We start from the raw sequence: 16,330 nt of genomic DNA on the forward strand, positions 1-16,330 counted from the left end.
CATCGATCCTGTGCGCTTGCTACTCGCTGGCCGCGTGCTCATGGCGGACCGTTTCGGGATTGCGGCCGGGCCCAATCCTCTCGGATCAGGTCGCTCGCGTGTTCGGCAATCATCAAGGTCGGCGAGTTCGTGTTGCCGGACGTGATGGTGGGCATGATCGACGCATCGGCGATGCGAAGGCCCGGTACGCCGATCACGCGCAGTCGCGAATCGACAACGGCATCCGCGTCGTCCAGGCGCCCCATCCGACAGGTTCCGACCGGATGGAAGATCGTCGTGCCGATGTCGCCTGCTGCTTGACGGAGTTCGTCCTCGCTCTGGAACGCGATACCGGGCAGGATTTCGCGCGGCTTGAACGGCGCCATGGCGGGTGCCGCCACGATACGTCGCGTGAGGCGTAAGGCATTGGCCGCAACCGCGCGGTCCAATTCGGTCGACAGATAGTTCGGAGCGATGCGGGGCGGTGCGAACGGGTCCGCGGATACCGCGTGAATGGTGCCTCGGGAGGTGGGCCGCAACTGGCATACCGAGGCCGTGATCGCGTCGAACTTGTGCAGGGGCTCGCCGAAGCGGTCGAGCGACAGCGGCTGCACGTGGTACTGAACATCTGGCCGGATCTTCGCGTGGTTCGGATCCACCGAGGTGAAAATGCCGAGCTGCGACGGAGCCATCGCCATCGGGCCGCTGCGCTTCGCCGCGTACTCCATGCCGATCCGCAGCTTTCCCCACCAGGACGCACTGAGCGTATTGAGTGTCTTCGCACCGTCGATGCGAAACACCATGCGGAGTTGCAGATGATCCTGGAGATTTTCTCCAACGCCTCGACGCGCGACCCGCACAGGGATGCCGAGCGCGCCCAGGCGATCCGGATCGCCGATGCCGGACAGCTCGAGCAGCTTCGGTGAGTTGACCGCGCCGGCACACGAGATGACCTCCCGATTCGCCGTGGCAAGCATGGGTTCGTCGCCGACCCGCACGTCGACTCCGACACATCGCGTTCCGTCGAATCGAAGGCGCTCGGTCTGCGCGAGGGTGACGATGGTCAAGTTGCGGCGAGCGGCGGCGGGTCTCAGAAACGCCTTGGCTGCGTTCCAGCGAACGCCGCGTCGCTGGTTCACATCGAAGTAGCCGACACCGTTGTTGTCGCCGCCATTGAAGTCCTGCGTTGCCGGGATGCCGATCTGTTGTGCGGCCTGAGAGAAAATCTCGAGAATCGGCCAGTTCAGACGCTGTTTTTCGACCCGCCATGGCCCCCCGCTTCCGTGCAGATCGCTTGCGCCGCCGTGGTAGTCTTCGCTGCGCCGGAACAGAGGCAACACCGAATTCCACTGCCAGCCCGCATCGTCGGTAAGACGGGCCCATTCATCGTAGTCTTCCCGTTGGCCGCGCATGTAGATCATGCCGTTGATCGACGAACAACCTCCCAGCACGCGACCACGCGGGTAACCGAGGGCGCGGCCGTTCAGCCCCGCTTCGCGTTCCGTGCGGAAACGCCAGTCCGTGCGCGGGTTGTCGATGCAGTAGAGGTAGCCGACCGGCACGTGAATCCAGTGATAGTCATCCTTGCCACCTGCCTCCAGCAGGAGCACCGATGTTCGAGGGTCCTCGCTGAGTCGGCTGGCCAGCGCGCATCCTGCCGTGCCAGCGCCTATCACGATGTAATCGAATGTTCCGATGGACTTGCGATGATGCGTCATCTCATTTCGCATGACTGAGTAATTTGAATCCGTGATACAGAGCTAGAAAGATCGCCGTCTGTCACCGCGGCAGGTAGTCGTCGGACCAGCTGACGCCAATCGCGCGCTGGTCTATCAGCGAGTCGATGCGGCCTTCCGCGTAGCCGAGCGAACGCATGACGGCGCGCGTCGAGGCACCGAACTTTTCGGCGGGTGACAGTGCGCGGATAGCCGCAGAAGCGGGCCGCACCGCGATGGGATCGAGTTGCGTGACTCGATGGCCGCTGGGATGCGAATCGAACACGCTGAACGCGAAGCTGCCCAGATCGATGCCGGGGCGACCGTCGGCAGGGCGGCTGGCCTCGCGGCGAATGTTCTCGAGGTTGTCCGGCACGGCCGCGGCCACATTCGCCGCTTGCAGACGGGTCTGCCACAGCGCGGCGGGAGCAGACGCAATGGCGCGTGTGAGAAACGCAACCGGGGTCTCGGAAGCTGCAATGCCGCGCAGTCCCTCAACGTGATCGAGCTTGCCGAACTCGTCCGGCCCGGTATGGATGTAAAGCCACCCATCGGCAGCGCGGAAGAAGCGGGACAGCGGGCCGAACCCGGTCGCGTCGCGGCCCGAGGGCTCGTCGAACGGTGCGCGGCCCGAGTAGTCGTAGCAATATGGAATCTGCACGAGGTTACCGAGCGCCGCCAGGGACGTGCGTGCGCGTCCACCCTGGCCAGTCCGCGCCTTGCGGTACAGTGCGGCAGCAACGCCGAGCGCGGCAGCAAAGCCGCACATCACATCGATGGTGCCGACATGCGCGTGTTCTTCTGGCGTCGCCATGCCGCCGCCGAACCTGACCATGATGCCCGTGCAGGCCTGGATCAAGTCGTCGTAGCCCAGATAGTCGGTCCGGGGGCCGCGTCGGGGACCACCGAAGCAATCGAGCTGACAGAACACGACGCCCGGGTTGAGTTCCCTCAGGCTGGCCTCGTCGAGGCCGAGTGGAGCGAGCTGCCGATCGGGGGCGTTCATGACGATCACGTCGACCGAGCGCGCGAGCTGACGGAACACCCCCTTGCCGTCGTCGTTGTTCAGATCGACGAGGATGCTTCGTTTTCCCCGACCGGACGACATCCCGAACACCACCGTGTTCCAAGGGTCGTAATTCGGCGCCACCGGGTCGAGTTTGATCACGTCGGCGCCGAAGCGTCCGAGAAACGAGGTGGAATGCGGACCGGCGATGACGTTCGTCAGGTCGAGAATCTTCACGCCTTCCAGCCATCCCTGGCCAGGTTCGCCGGCAGCAGCGGCGGGTTTTGCGCGTGGCGACGCGGCGAGCATAGCGATGGCCTCGCTCGCCATGACCGCGCAACGCGGTGTGGGGGGCAGCATCTCGTCGACGCTGTCCTCCAGCCACGCGATGGGGCCCGGCTGCTTCATCGAGCCGAATTCCGGATCGTAGGCAGTCACCACCAGTCCGGAGGCATTCGCATGCTCGTCGTGCAGCCATTCCTTGGTGGTGCGATGGGGCGCGCCGGGGAAGCCGCCTTCACCGAAGATGCGCTCCCATTCGGCGGCCGTCTTCGTCAGGAACACCTCTTTCATGCGCGCCGAAATACGGCTGGCCCAATGGGCCGGCAGCGGATACACACCGAGCGAGGCATCGGCTTCCCATTCATCGACGGGACGATAGCAATCGGCAACGGCTGGCAGTCCAGCCGCGACCATTTCATCGTAAATGCCCATCGCCTGCAGGCAGCGTTTCGCATGGGCATTGTGCGACGGACACACGGCGTAGAATTTGCGGCCATCGGCGCAGTCGTACGTGCGATAGAACGGGTCGAGATATTCCTGTAGCGCTTCGTACGACAGATCCATGGATTGCCCGCTGGCCCGCCGGCGTTCCACCTCCTTCTCGCGAAGCGTTTTGTAGCGCTCCGGATAGCCGTCGATCTTGATGGAGTTGTAGGACAGCCCTTCGAGCACGGCCGACGACAGCGGCACTTCGATCTGATCGCCATGGCCGGTGCGCTCGCGCGCCTGAAGCGCGAGCACGACCGACGAGACGCCAAGCATGGTGCCGTACGACGAAGCGAGCGGCAGGGGCGAGAAACTCGGGTTGATGCCCATCAGCACGCGGTTCTGGCCCATGTCGGTAAAGACACCGGAAGCCGACGCAATGATGGGTTCGAATGCTCGCCATTCGCGCCGCAGTTCGTCGTTGCTCGCAAAGCCCGGCAACGACAGCGTGATGAGTTCTGGTCGTGCAGCTCGCAGCGCGGTGAAATCGATGCCCAGGCGAGCGAGTACGCCGGGCCGGAAATTCTCGATTACGATGTCGGCGTGCTCGATCATCGTGAGCGCGTGCTCGACGCCGTCGGCTGTTTTGAGGTCCAGTTTGACGGTGAGCTTGTTCCGGTTCAGCACCGCATTGGCAGGGCTGTCCCAAAGCGGGCCGTTCGGTGGATCGATGTGAATGACCTTCGCACCGAGATCGGCGAGGATCATGGCGACCGCCGGTCCCGCGATGTACTGACCGAAGTCGATGACGTTCACACCATGGAGTGGTCGTTTGTCTTGTGCTGCTTTCATGCTGTCTCGCCTCCAGCGCAGCGGCGCGCGGCCGTCTGCATTTTTTATCGCGTTCCTTCATCGCGTCATCCGCATCGCCGACGCGGATAACGTTCCCAGAGCGAACTGTCGATCAAGGCGGGAAGGCGGTAAAGCGATAAAAAAAGCGGCGATGGGGCGTTTTTTTTTATGGCTGCGGCGGCGTCAAGACGGACTGTCGGTTGCTGCGGCAACGAGCCAGTCGACAAACGCCTTCGCATTAGGGTTAACGATCGCGTGTGGGGAATAGACGAGCCAGAAGGCTTCCTGGGTTGGAAGGTGCGGCAGGAGCGGCGCGATCAGTTGGCCATTTGCAAGCATTTGCTCGACCAGGGACGAGCGGGCGAGCGCGACGCCCTGACCGAGTTCGGCAGCCTTGAGGGCCGAAATCAGCGTGTCGAAGTAGATGCCGCGCGATGAGTCGACCTTGGCTGCGCCGGCCTTGCGTAGCCAATAACCCCAACCTTCCTCGTAACCGAGTACGTGCAGAAGTTCGTGACCGGCGAGATCTCTTGGGCGTTCGAGCGGTTGCGATGCGGAGGGTAGATTCGGCGAACAGACGGGCACGAGCTTGTCGTACGTGAGTCGCTCGGCGCGTAGCCCGGCCCATTTGCCGTGGCCGTGGCGAATTTCCAGATCGGCTTCGACATCCGTCACGCAGCTGTCGCCTCCCCAGATGTTGCTCGTGATCCGCAGATTGATGTCCGGGCGCAGCCGACGGAATTCGGGCATTCTCGACGCCAGCCATTGTGTGTAGAACACCAGGCTGACGCGTACTGTCAGTACGCGCAGATTAACTTGACCGAAGATTTCGTCCGTCGCGATAGCGAGGCGCTCGATCGCTTCGTGAACGACTGGGAGATAGGCCAGACCCGCTTCCGTCATTTCGATGCCGCGGGGGAGCCGACGAAACAGGGCGGCGCCGAGTTGCGATTCGAGGCCTTTGACCTGCTGGCTCACGGCGGCCTGCGTGAGATTCAGTTCGTTTGCTGCGTGCGTGAAACTCAAATGCCGTGCGGAAGATTCAAATGCGCGCAACCAGTTCAGCGGTGGCAGTCTTTTCATCGAGTACCCGTGTAGTGAGCAGGGGCACGGTCGAGTGACGCCCTCTCATCCAAGTCTATCACTCGAAACAGATTGCTCAACGGCCTGTACAAGGCAGAGTTGTTCGCCCAACCGCGTATCCAGAACGAGATCGTGTATCTAGTCGGCGACACCGTGACTTACGGGGAGGTTGTTCCTTTGTGATTTTGGGGGGATGTCGCTCGTCGTTACGAGCCTGTTTGCGGGAAGTCAGGCCTCGACGCGTACTTTCCTGCCCGCGAGCAGCCCGGCCCATGCCCCGAGGAGCGCGACGCCTGCTGCCATGAGTAGCGCAACCGACCAGCCTCGTTGCCAGTCGTGGATTGCACCGACGACCATCGGGCCAGCCGCCGCCATCAGATAACCGATGCATTGCGCCATGCCGGAAAGCGCCCCCGCCACCTCGGCGGAGCGGGTGCCCAGGCCGACGAAGGTCAGGCCGAGAATCATGCTTGCCCCACTTCCGAAGCCCAGCAGCGCAGCCCAAACCACAGCCAGGCCCGGCAAGCAGATCAGCCCGAGCAGCGACGCGGCCGATATCAAGCTGACCGACACAGCGGCCGGCCGCTGATCCGGCATGCGTCGAATGACGGGCGCGAGAATCAGTCCAGGGATGGCTGTCGCGAGTTGCAGGACGACGTTGCGTTCGTCGCTCGCGACCCCGTGCGTGGCAAAGCAATAGACCAGACCCGCCCTTACGTCCTGATCGAGGGTGCCTATCTCGTGCCCGAGGTCTCTCCTATCCGGTCGAATGACGAGGTAGACGCAATCGGCACCCGTGTCGTCGTTGGCAACGGTAGCGCGTACGATCTCTACCTCACGCGCGTGCTTCATAATGCGATGCTCGTGAGAGCGGCGACCTCGCCGGCAGTCGTCGATACGATGCTGGCGCAAGGGTGCGAAGTCGCGGCTGGCGTCAGGCAGCAACTCGAATTCGATGCAAACAGGTTGTCCGGTTTGCGAATGCTTCCCGGCCAATTCATGGTCATCGAGCAGGCGATGGGAACACCCAAGGGCAGACCGGCCGCATTTCGCCTACTGAATGAATTTGTCGTGAAAGCGATCGAGTTCGGCTTCGTGTCGCACACTCTGGTCGAGCACGGCATTCTGGGCGCCACCGTCGCGACGGCCTGATCGCCGGAGTATGCTCGACCTCAAACCCCTGGCATCAGAAAAACTGAACAATCTGGCGCAGGCTACGCTTTTCTCATCATTGTCTGCGTCGTGCACGGCCATGTATCGATTCATCAGAGTGGCTGCGGGCATACCGCCGCGAACTGTCCCAAAGAGCGAGGCGCGAGACTCTGACCAGCTCAGTCTGTTCAACGAAGCCGATGCACTCGGCGCGAAAGCGACGCCCGCTCAGGAATACATCCCGGAAACGACCATCGCCGCGCAAACGCGCAAGAAGCGCGGTCACGGCAAACCACTCGATCCCAGTCTGCCACGGGAAGTCGTACGGCACGAACCGCCCAAATCCCTGCATCACCGATGTGACAAGTGCGTGTCATTTGTGAATATGTTTTTTTTCGCTTGATTACATCCCTACCGCACTGGATAGAATGCTACGCGTTCCTGACGAATACGGAACGGTTCGTACATTTTTGTCGCTTCGACCATAGCTAAAAAACTGGGGATCCAGACATGCGAGACAACGGAGCACCGACGATGCTACCCGAGGAAATCGTCCCACTCGGCGACATCGAAAATATTGCACGACGCCATTTCGTGATGGGGCTCGGTGCAACGCTTCTGGCCGGATGCGGCGGCGACGGAAGCAACGCGGTTACAGGCGGTGAGCGACCAACGGCAAACGGCACCGGCCAGGCGTCCGGAGTGGCTCCAGCTTCGGGCGGTATCGACGCAGGGGCGACGTCGGCAGGCATTGCCCAGACCCGCGCCTTCACGCATCCCGGCTTGCTGCATACCGAGGCGGATTTCGAACGCATGCGCGCTAAAGTCGGGGCCCACGCTTCCCCGTGGATCGACAGCTGGAACGTGCTCGTCGCCAACGGTCACACGCGCCTGACGAACAAGCCGAACCCGCAGGTCGGCATCTATCGCGGCAATGATCCCACGCACGGTCAGAACTACGGCGCGCTCTACAACGACATCGCCGCCGCCTATGGCGACGCGCTGCGCTGGAAGGTGTCGGACGACAAACGCTATGCCGACAAGGCCGTGGAGTATCTGGACCAATGGGCCGCGACGCTGACGACGCTTGGCGGCAGCGACGTGGCGCTCGCCGCCGGCATCTACGGCTACGAATTCGCCAACGCAGCCGAAATCATGCGCGGCTACAGCGGCTGGAGTCCGGCCGGGCTCGCCGCGTTCCAGGCAATGATGCGCAACGTCTTCTACCCGGTCAGTCACGCTTTCCTGACCCGTATCGACACCGCGATGGACACGCACTACTGGGCCAACTGGGGCCTTGCCAACATCGCTTGTGTCCTGGCCATTGGGGTGCTGTGCGACGATGCCGAGCTCGTCAACGAGGCCGTCACTCATTTCAAGACCGGTGGCAGTAATGGCTGTATCCGGCAAGCCGTGTACTACATGCACCCCGGCAACCTCGGCCAATGGCAGGAAGCCGGCCGGGACCAGGGCCACAGCACGCTCGGCATTGCATTGACGGGCGCCATTTGCGAGATGGCGTGGAATCAGGGCATCGATCTGTACGGCTATGACAACAATCGCTTTCTGGCGGGCGCGGAATACGTGGCCAAGGCCAACCTGAAGCAGGCAGATGGCGCGTTCTACACGGTGCCTTTCGTCACGTACCAGAACAGCGCCGGCGTCATCCAGACGCAGTTCGCCGCCGGCGGGCAAGGCGGCGCCCTGGGGCGGCCTTGCTGGGCGCTGGTGGCCAACCATTACATCAACCGCAAAGGTCTGGCGGCGCCTTACACCAAGCGCGCTGCCGAGCTTGTGGCACCAGAAGGCGGCGGCGGCAACTACGGCCCCAACAGTGGCGGCTTCGACCAGCTTGGCTACGGCACGCTCACCTGCACGCTCGACCCCGGCACCCCTGCAGCAACGCCGACCGGCCTGACCGGCTACGCCGGCGCGGGCAAGGTGGTGCTGTCGTGGTGGGGCAGCAGCAACGCCGTCAGCTACAACGTCAAGCGCGCCACCATTGCCGGCGGACCGTACAGCACCATCCAGAGCGGTATCACCGATCTGCTGACCTATACCGATATGCCCGCCGGTGCCGGCACGTATTTTTATGTCGTGACCGCGCAAACGATTGCGGGCGAATCGGCGCTCTCCAACGAAGTGAAAGTGATCACGGCGCAGCAGCTGCTTGCGCACCTCACGTTTGATGAAGGCAGCGGCATCACGGCCGCCGATAGCTCGGGCAACGGGCGCAATGGCACGCTCAACGGCGCAACGTGGGCGGCGGGGCACAGCGGCAACGCGGTCTCGCTCAACGGCTCGGGCGCGTATGTGGCGCTGCCCGACGATCTGCTGGCCGATGTGTCGGACTTCACCATCGCCAGCTGGGTGTTCTGGAACGGCGCGCAAACGTGGGCACGCCTGTTCGACTTCGGCACGGGCTTCCACCGCTACATGATGTTCACGCCGCGCGGGCAGTTGCGCAACGGCTGGGCCGGCATGCGCTTCGCCATGACGGCCAACGGCCCCGGTGACGGCCCTCCGGAACAGATCATCGACGCCCCCACCGAGCTGCCGAGCAAGCGATGGGTGCATGTGGCCGTCACGCTATCGGGTTCGACCGGCACGATATACGTGGACGGCACGCCCGTCAGTACCAACACGGCGATGTTCCAGGCGCCGTTCCGCCTTGGCAGTACCACGCAGAACTGGCTGGGCAAATCGCAATACAGTGCCGACGCCACGTTCCACGGCCTGATCGACGATTTCCGCATCTATCGCGGTGCGCTCAGCGCTGCGCAGATTGCATCGCTCATGGCGAATTGATTGCGCGGGGCCCGGTGGCGGGCCCTGCGATGAACCTCTTCCTTTCAGGATTTCTCCGATGACCGTGTTTTCTCGACGATGGATTGCCGCTGCGGCGATGGCGTGTGCGTTATGGGGCTGTGGTGACGGATCCGATAGCGCGACAGGCGTGACCAATGTGGGGGCCAATCTAGCCGCCAATCGCGGCCAGATCGGCGGAAATGGCAGCGGCAGCAACCTGCCGGCGGCCAGCTGGACCAGCGTCAAGTGGGGCGGCGGCGGCTACGTCACCGGCCTGATCTACCATCCAGCCAACGCGAGCCTGCTGTACGCACGCACCGACGTCGGCGGCGCGTACCGCTGGAACGCGACCAACTCGACGTGGACGCCCATCACCGACGGCATCGGTTTCGGCTCAGGCGAGGGCGATTTCCACGGCGTCGAAAGCCTCGCGCTCGACCCGAACAACGATCAGCTCGTCTACATAATGACCGGCATTACCGTGACGCAGGGTCACAACGGCCGCATCTACATCTCGAGCAACCGCGGCGACACCTGGACGCACTACGATCTGCCGTTCCCGGTGGGCGGCAACGACAACGGCCGCGCCACGGGCGAGCGCCTGCAGGTCGACCCCAACAATCCGTCGACGCTGTTCTACGGATCGCGCACGGCTGGCCTGTGGAAGAGTGCCGATTCGGGCCGCACCTGGACGCAGGTCACGGGTCTGTCCTCCACCACGATCAGCGGCGGCAGTTCCCCGATCGGCGTCGAACAGGTGATCTTCGACACGTCGGGCACGGGCGGCGGCCAGCCGACCTGGATCATGTGGGCCACCGTCGCCCCGGATTACGCCAACGCGGCGGGCCTGACGTCGACCCTGTACAAGTCCACCAACGGCGGCTTCTCGTGGACGCCGGTGCCCGTCCCGCCGACGGTGTCCGGCTACTACATCCCGCACGTCGTGCGCACGTCCGACGGCAACTTCTACGTGGTGTTCAACGCGGGCGTCGGCCAGGGCATCGGCGGACCGAGCTATCTCTACAAGTTCGGCGGAAGTAACAACGGCAACTGGACGCTGCTCAACAGCTCCAACAGCAACGGCTTTGGCGGCCTGTCCGTCTCCGGTCTGGGCGCGTCCGCCCGCATCGCACTGGGCATGACGGGCTGGAGCGACACCAGCAAGACCATCCAGCTATCCGACGACGGCGGCAGTACGTGGCGCGAAATCGAGGCCGGTATGCCGCATACCGGCACTGCCTCGGGTGGCTGCGCCGGCTGGGTCGAGGGCGTTACCATCGACCCGGCCAACCGCGATCACGTCATGCACGTCCACGGCGGCGGCATCTGTGAAACCATGAACGCCTCGTCGCCCACGCCAACCTGGAGCGCCAAGGTCGACAACCTCGAGGAAACCGTGACGCTGGCCCTCGTCACGGCGCCGCCCGGTGCGTCGTACAACTTCATCAACAGCGCCGGCGACATCGGCACGTGGGTCAATACGGACCTCTCGACGAGGCCGACGAAAGGCCCGTTGAACACGTGGAGCAGCGGCAATTCGGCCGACATGTCGTGGTCCGATCCGGCGTACATCGCCGCCGCAGGCGTCGACAACGCCAACGGCCATGCGACCAAGGGCTTCTGGTCCGGCGACAGCGGCAACAGCTGGTCGACGTTCGCGTCGCTGCCCAACGGCGCAGCGGCAAGCCAGAGCAACGTGGGCAACCTGGTCGTCCCGTCCCGCAACAACGTGACCTGGGCACCGCCGGACTCGGTGCCGTCGTACACGACCAACAATGGCGCCAGCTGGACGGCGACCAACCTGCCGGCGTTCAGTGCCACATGGAACGGTTTCCCGCGTGCCTACCGCCTGGCCGCGGACCGCAAGAACCCGAACAAGGTCTATGCCTACGACTCCGGCGGCGCATCGTGGAGCTGGCAGCGCGGCAAGATCTACGTCTCGAACGACGGCGGCCACACGTTCGCGCTGAGCCAGGGCTCCGTGAACGCGAACCTGGCCTGGAATTCGTGGCGGGATACGTCGATGGCGGTCAATCCGAACGCCGAGGGCGACCTCTGGCTGGCCGACGGCACGGCCGTGTACCACTCGGTGGACTCGGGGGCGACCTGGGCGAAGCTCGGCGCCTTTGCGTCGACTAACGACACACCGGGCGCCACCGTGATCACCTTGGGCAGGGCACCGACCGGTTCGTCGTACTCGGCCGCGGTCTACGTGGAAGGCACATTGAACGGCGTCTGGGGCATTTACCATTCCGATGACGGGGGTGCAACGTGGGCGCGCTTCAACGATGACGCGCACCAATTCGGCGACTCCGGCGTGATGGCCGGCGACTGGAACACGTATGGCAGGATTTACGTCAATGGCGCCGCTCGCGGTCTGATCTATAGCAATTGAGGTTGATCGACCGTAAGGGATCCATTCTCGACGTCTACCGCACGGCGCTCTGACCGAGGAGCATAGGTGTCCACCGATTGGGGAGGTGGGCACCTATGGCTGACAAAGACGCTGAGTTGATCTTCTACCACTACGGTACGATCGCCTGCTCAAACTCTGATTTCGTACAACGCGCGATAGGGGCTGCTGGCGCTGCTCGGGAGTAGAGAGGTGGCCCTGCTTGTTCGGACAGTATTCTGAGATTCTTAAGTGGAACGTCCGGGGCGATCATGCTCTGCCGATTTGATCGCAGGCAGCGTCGCGAACCGAGTGACGTGACGAGCCCGGTGACGTCTGAGCCAGTATCAAGCGATCTTGTCTGCGAATTTCTAGCTCGGGATGCTACTAACGTACTTTCGCTCTCGCCCCCTCAGACTGCTCGACGAGAGTTTGCGGCAGTCCATCGCGTGCTACCACGACGGGTAATTCAAAAAGTGCGACATCCTTCCGGATGCCGCACCAAACCCAAGCTCTCGCGACGGAGCCCACTCAGGAAGACGAGTAGGGCCCGCTGTTACGGGGCCTGACATTGCTGGCTCGACCAACCAGCAAATACACTGCACTTATTTCGCGGTCGGCATTGCGAATTCCGCACCCTTGCCGATGCTCGACGACCAGCGCTGCATGATCGACTTCTGCTTCGTGTAGAAGCGCACGCCTTCTTCGCCGTATGCGTGCATGTCGCCGAACAGGCTCTTCTTCCAGCCGCCGAACCCGTGCCACGCCATCGGCACCGGAATCGGCACGTTGATGCCGACCATGCCGACCTGGATGCGGCGTGCAAATTCGCGCGCGATGCCGCCGTCGCTCGTGTAGCACGCGACGCCGTTGCCAAACTCGTGCGCATTGATCAGGTTCACGGCTTCGGCAAAATCCTTCACGCGCACGCACGCGAGCACCGGCCCGAAGATTTCTTCCTTGTAGATGCGCATGTCGGTCGTTACGTTGTCGAACAGCGTGCCGCCGGTGAAGAAGCCTTCCTCGCGGCCCGGCACCTTCAGGCCGCGACCGTCGACGACGAGCTTCGCGCCTTCCTGCACGCCGATGTCGATGTAGCCTTCGATCCGCTTCAGCGCCTCGCCCGTGACGATCGGGCCCATTTCGACTTCCGGCGACATGCCGTCACCGATGACGAGGGTTTGCGCGCGCTCGGCGAGCTTCGCGACGATGCGATCGCCGATGTCGCCGACCAGCACTGCGACGCTGATCGCCATGCAGCGCTCGCCGGCCGAGCCATAGGCGGCGCCGATCAGCCCGTCGACCGCTTGATCGAGGTTCGCGTCGGGCATCACGACCATATGGTTCTTCGCACCGCCGAGCGCCTGCGCGCGCTTGCCGTTTTGCGATGCGCGCTGATGGACGTAGTGCGCGATCGGCGTCGAGCCAACGAAGCTGACCGCTTGCACGTCCGGATGATCGATGAGCGCGTCGACCGCGTTCTTGCCGCCTTGCACGACGTTGAATGCGCCCTTGGGCAGGCCCGCCTCGGTCAGCAAATCGGCGATGAACAGCGCTGCCGACGGATCGCGCTCGCTCGGCTTCAGCACGAACGTGTTGCCCGTTGCGAGTGCGACCGGGAACATCCAGCACGGCACCATGCACGGGAAGTTGAACGGCGTGATGCCCGCGACGACGCCGAGCGGCTGGCGCATCGTCCAGTTGTCGATGCCGGTGCTGACCTGATCGGTGAAGTCGCCCTTGAGCAGTTGCGGCACGCCGGCAGCGAATTCGATGATGTCGATGCCGCGCGCGACTTCGCCCTGCGCGTCGGAGAACACCTTGCCGTGTTCGGCGGTAATGATCGCGGCGAGCGTGTCGCGATGTTCGTTCATCAGTTGCAGGAAGCGGTGCATCACGCGCGCGCGGCGGATCGGCGGCGTCTCGGACCACGCCGGGAAGGCGGCTTGTGCGGCGGCGACCGCCTGGGCGACCTCGTTGTCATCGGCAAGCGCGACACGGCGGGCGGCCTTGCCGGCTGCCGGATTGAATACGTCCTGGAAGCGGCCGCTTGCGCCCAACACTCGGGCGCCGTTGATGTAGTGGCCGACGTCGTCGGACGAGGTGAAGGCGGGAACGGTGGTCATCAAGTCGTCTCCTGATCTGTGGTCCTGATAGAGAAGGCCTCAGTCTAGGCAAATGGCGGCGGCTGGAGAAGACCACTACAATTGATTCACTGTTCAGAATATTGAATAATCGAGCGATGAATTCTGAAAATGCCCAGGCCCTTTGGCCGCACATCCATTCGCTGACGGTGCTCGCCGTGACCGGGAGTTTCACTGCTGCAGCGCAGCGGCTCGGTATCAGCAAGGCGGCAATGAGTCAGCGCATCGCCGATCTCGAAGGGGCAGCCGGAGTGCCGCTTGTGCGGCGCACAACGCGCAGCGTGCGGCTCACGGAGGCGGGGCAGACGCTCGTCGACACTACGCGCGAGGCATACGAGACAATCGAAATGAATTTCGCGCGTGTGAAGGATCTGGCCGGCGAGCCGCGCGGCCTCGTACGCGTGACAATGCCTGTTGCGCTCGGCCGGCAGCAGATCGTGCCGCTGTTCCCGGCCTTCATCGAGCAGTATCCGGGGGTGCGTATCGAGCTGGAATTGTCGGACCGGTTGTTTTCATTGTCGCAGGAAGGTTTCGACCTTGCGATTCGTCATACAACCACCGCGCCGCAGACGCACGTGGCGTGGAAGCTCTGCGAGACGCGATCGCTGCTCGTCGCGAGCCGCGAGTATCTGGCGCGACGCGGCACGCCCGAGCATCCGAACGCACTCGTCGATCACGATTGCCTGTGTTATTTGCGCGGTAACGAGCCGACCGCATGGAGCTTCGAGCCGCGCGATCGGCGGCGCGCGCGCGTGAGTGTGCCAGTCCGCGGCTGTTTCGCAGCGAACAACAGTGAAGCGATGCGGGAGGCGGCGCTCGGCGGCCTCGGCATCGCGTTGCTGCCGGATTTCAGCGCACAGCGCGACATCGACGAGGGCCATCTGGTGCCGCTGCTCGGCACGTGGCGTCCGTCGGGCGCATTCGGAGACTATATCTTCGCGATTCGTCCTTACAGTCCAGTCGTGCCTAGTGCAGTGCGCGCGTTGGTGGAGTATCTACGGGGTGAGTTGAGCGGAGGGTTCTCGCCTGCTGTGGCGGCGTCCCGCTAACTCCTGAGATTGCCTCCGATCGCGCACCGGCACGACAGGCGGTGCCTTACCGCTTGCGCGGGGTACGAAATGAGTGGTTAGCGGAACATTTGCCGTCAGTTTCGTTCCTGCCGTGAAGATTGGCGACGCCGGAATCGTCGTCGCTAAATCGACTTTGGATATGACTGAGCTGTAGCCTGGCCATCATGCAGCAGTGCGCCTAATCGGCGACGTGTTCGCGGTGGCAGAACGGACGGTATCACTGTATCGCCGCCGAGATATCTTCGGCTAAATTTCTAACTTGGCATAATTAACACTCGCGCCAGAAAGTCTGTGGTAACTATAGGGAATCTCAAGGTCGGCAAGCGTGCCAGTTCCCTGTCAAGCGATGTACCCCCGATTGCTTAGGCCGGGCGCTGGAATCCGGAAGCGCCGGCCTGATGCAGCCAACAGTCCACACGCTGCTCGAGCACGCAACTGCCACAGCGTGCGAGAACATCGAAAGCACGAGGCTTTGGCGTGTGCTGCGGCGATTCTTCGTGCTGGTCGCCGACGCGATCCAAGACGAGCGCCCGGCGACGGCCGATAAGTTGCGCCGCGCGAGTCCCCATTGGATGCGGCACACGCACGCGTCGCACGCGCTGGCGCGTGGGGCTGAGTTGCTCATGGTCCGCGATAACCTGCGCCACGCGTCAATCTCGACGACGTCAACTTATCTGCATAGCGACGAGGTGCAGCGAGCCAAGCAGTTCGATCAGGCGTTCAGCATGGTTGACTTTAAGCGGTAGTCTGTTCGCGCATTCCGACGCGGATTCTGAGGGGAGATTAGTTCGTGAGACGCCTTGGAATCGTAAGGCGAGCGGGCTGCTCTTGCCCGTTGTCTCTAAAACTAATCGACTGGGACACGATGCTGGATCATCCGCGGTAGAACTCGCAATCGAAGTCGCTAGCATCCTTGGGAAAGGGACGTTAGATTCGATGACGCGCTGCGTAACAATTCGCACGCGCGTCATGCAGCGCGTGATGCCGCCCGCCATGCTCTTTGAAATAAGCTTCCATTTGTTGGTGGTCCAATGTGTCGTCACCGAGATAGCATGCCTGCCAGCCCGACGGTACGTCACCGAGCAAATCGACCAGCAATTCCCAGTCACCGCCATAGTCGAAACATAGCATTCGCGGCTTGTCCTCGATGGCAAACTGGTCTAACCAGGACAGCAATGCGGTACGCAATTCCTCGCGTGTAAATACCCGCCCCGGGTACTGTCCAAGCTGAGGCAGGATCGCTGCCCGTACAAATTCGCTGCAGCTTCCCTGATCGAAATCCGACCGCTCCCCATAGAATTCACGGCCGTCTGCGGCAACGATTGCAATGCTGATGAGGTCGCAGTTCAGAAAATCCGTGAACTCGGTGTCCACAAATAGGTGCAATGACATCGCGAATTTCTCCATCGGGCTGGCGTCAG

The 16,330-nt window shown here is 63.0% G+C and carries 10 protein-coding genes and 2 pseudogenes; 6 read left to right on the forward strand and 6 right to left on the reverse strand.

The features are described 5' to 3' along the window. Positions 1–38: 38 nt before the first annotated feature. The 4 genes from FFI87_RS20470 to FFI87_RS35230 all read right to left on the reverse strand — a co-directional run bounded on the left by FFI87_RS20470 (position 39) and on the right by FFI87_RS35230 (position 6,195). Entirely contained in the window at positions 39–1,697 is a 1,659-nt protein-coding gene (locus FFI87_RS20470; protein WP_244100022.1) for a GMC family oxidoreductase, read from the reverse strand. Between the two features lie 61 nt (positions 1,698–1,758). Continuing rightward, positions 1,759–4,260: a CoA transferase gene (locus FFI87_RS20475; RefSeq protein ID WP_138849319.1), complete on the reverse strand. Its 2,502-nt coding sequence runs from the start codon at positions 4,258–4,260 to the stop codon at positions 1,759–1,761. A gap of 183 nt (positions 4,261–4,443) precedes the next feature. Continuing rightward, positions 4,444–5,343, reverse strand: coding sequence for a LysR substrate-binding domain-containing protein (locus FFI87_RS20480; protein ID WP_012366554.1), 900 nt, complete (start codon positions 5,341–5,343; stop codon positions 4,444–4,446). A 228-nt stretch (positions 5,344–5,571) separates the two neighbouring features. Then, positions 5,572–6,195, reverse strand: coding sequence for a hypothetical protein (locus FFI87_RS35230; protein ID WP_315852913.1), 624 nt, complete (start codon positions 6,193–6,195; stop codon positions 5,572–5,574). Positions 6,196–6,207: 12 nt separating this feature from the next. Between FFI87_RS35230 and FFI87_RS35235 the strand changes: the two genes are divergently transcribed. The 4 genes and pseudogenes from FFI87_RS35235 (at position 6,208) to FFI87_RS20500 (ending at position 11,698) form a co-directional block, all read left to right on the forward strand. Continuing rightward, on the forward strand, positions 6,208–6,495 hold the full coding sequence (locus FFI87_RS35235; protein WP_175692134.1) for a hypothetical protein: 288 nt from the start codon (positions 6,208–6,210) through the stop codon (positions 6,493–6,495). Positions 6,496–6,545: 50 nt separating this feature from the next. Continuing rightward, positions 6,546–6,841 (forward strand): annotated as a pseudogene (locus FFI87_RS20490) (transposase domain-containing protein); the annotation flags it as partial. Positions 6,842–7,029: 188 nt separating this feature from the next. Continuing rightward, positions 7,030–9,303: a LamG-like jellyroll fold domain-containing protein gene (locus tag FFI87_RS20495; protein WP_012366553.1), complete on the forward strand. Its 2,274-nt coding sequence runs from the start codon at positions 7,030–7,032 to the stop codon at positions 9,301–9,303. Positions 9,304–9,361: 58 nt separating this feature from the next. Next, positions 9,362–11,698 carry a WD40/YVTN/BNR-like repeat-containing protein gene (locus FFI87_RS20500; protein WP_138849318.1) on the forward strand — a complete coding sequence of 779 codons (2,337 nt, stop codon included), beginning with the start codon at positions 9,362–9,364 and terminating at the stop codon, positions 11,696–11,698. A gap of 602 nt (positions 11,699–12,300) precedes the next feature. On the opposite strand, the gene FFI87_RS20505 is transcribed toward FFI87_RS20500, so the two are convergent. Continuing rightward, positions 12,301–13,821 (reverse strand): CoA-acylating methylmalonate-semialdehyde dehydrogenase, encoded by a 1,521-nt coding sequence (locus FFI87_RS20505; protein ID WP_012366551.1) that lies wholly within the window; start codon positions 13,819–13,821, stop codon positions 12,301–12,303. A 116-nt stretch (positions 13,822–13,937) separates the two neighbouring features. On the opposite strand from FFI87_RS20505, the gene FFI87_RS20510 reads away from it, so the two are divergent. Next, complete coding sequence (locus tag FFI87_RS20510; protein WP_012366550.1) at positions 13,938–14,888, forward strand: LysR family transcriptional regulator; 951 nt, start codon at positions 13,938–13,940, stop codon at positions 14,886–14,888. A gap of 425 nt (positions 14,889–15,313) precedes the next feature. Then, positions 15,314–15,655: pseudogene (locus FFI87_RS20515) on the forward strand (tyrosine-type recombinase/integrase); the annotation flags it as partial. 181 nt (positions 15,656–15,836) lie between these two features. Here FFI87_RS20515 and FFI87_RS20520 read toward each other — a convergent pair. After that, positions 15,837–16,316, reverse strand: coding sequence for a 3'-5' exoribonuclease (locus tag FFI87_RS20520; RefSeq protein WP_249185912.1), 480 nt, complete (start codon positions 16,314–16,316; stop codon positions 15,837–15,839). Positions 16,317–16,330 lie beyond the last annotated feature (14 nt).

It is taken from the genome of Burkholderia sp. KBS0801, from assembly GCF_005937855.2.
In the GTDB taxonomy this organism is placed as follows: Bacteria; Pseudomonadota; Gammaproteobacteria; order Burkholderiales; family Burkholderiaceae; genus Burkholderia; species Burkholderia ambifaria.

Bases quoted from the DNA above. Each gene is read 5' to 3' on its own strand.
- FFI87_RS20475 (WP_138849319.1), bottom strand. From the start codon at position 4,260: ATGAAAGCAGCACAAGACAAACGACCACTCCATGGTGTGAACGTCATC.
- FFI87_RS20480 (WP_012366554.1), bottom strand. From the start codon at position 5,343: ATGAAAAGACTGCCACCGCTGAACTGGTTGCGCGCATTTGAATCTTCC.
- FFI87_RS20505 (WP_012366551.1), bottom strand. From the start codon at position 13,821: ATGACCACCGTTCCCGCCTTCACCTCGTCCGACGACGTCGGCCACTAC.
- FFI87_RS20470 (WP_244100022.1), bottom strand. From the start codon at position 1,697: ATGACGCATCATCGCAAGTCCATCGGAACATTCGATTACATCGTGATA.
- FFI87_RS20500 (WP_138849318.1), top strand. From the start codon at position 9,362: ATGACCGTGTTTTCTCGACGATGGATTGCCGCTGCGGCGATGGCGTGT.
- FFI87_RS20510 (WP_012366550.1), top strand. From the start codon at position 13,938: ATGAATTCTGAAAATGCCCAGGCCCTTTGGCCGCACATCCATTCGCTG.
- FFI87_RS20520 (WP_249185912.1), bottom strand. From the start codon at position 16,316: ATGGAGAAATTCGCGATGTCATTGCACCTATTTGTGGACACCGAGTTC.
- FFI87_RS35230 (WP_315852913.1), bottom strand. From the start codon at position 6,195: ATGAAGCACGCGCGTGAGGTAGAGATCGTACGCGCTACCGTTGCCAAC.
- FFI87_RS20495 (WP_012366553.1), top strand. From the start codon at position 7,030: ATGCTACCCGAGGAAATCGTCCCACTCGGCGACATCGAAAATATTGCA.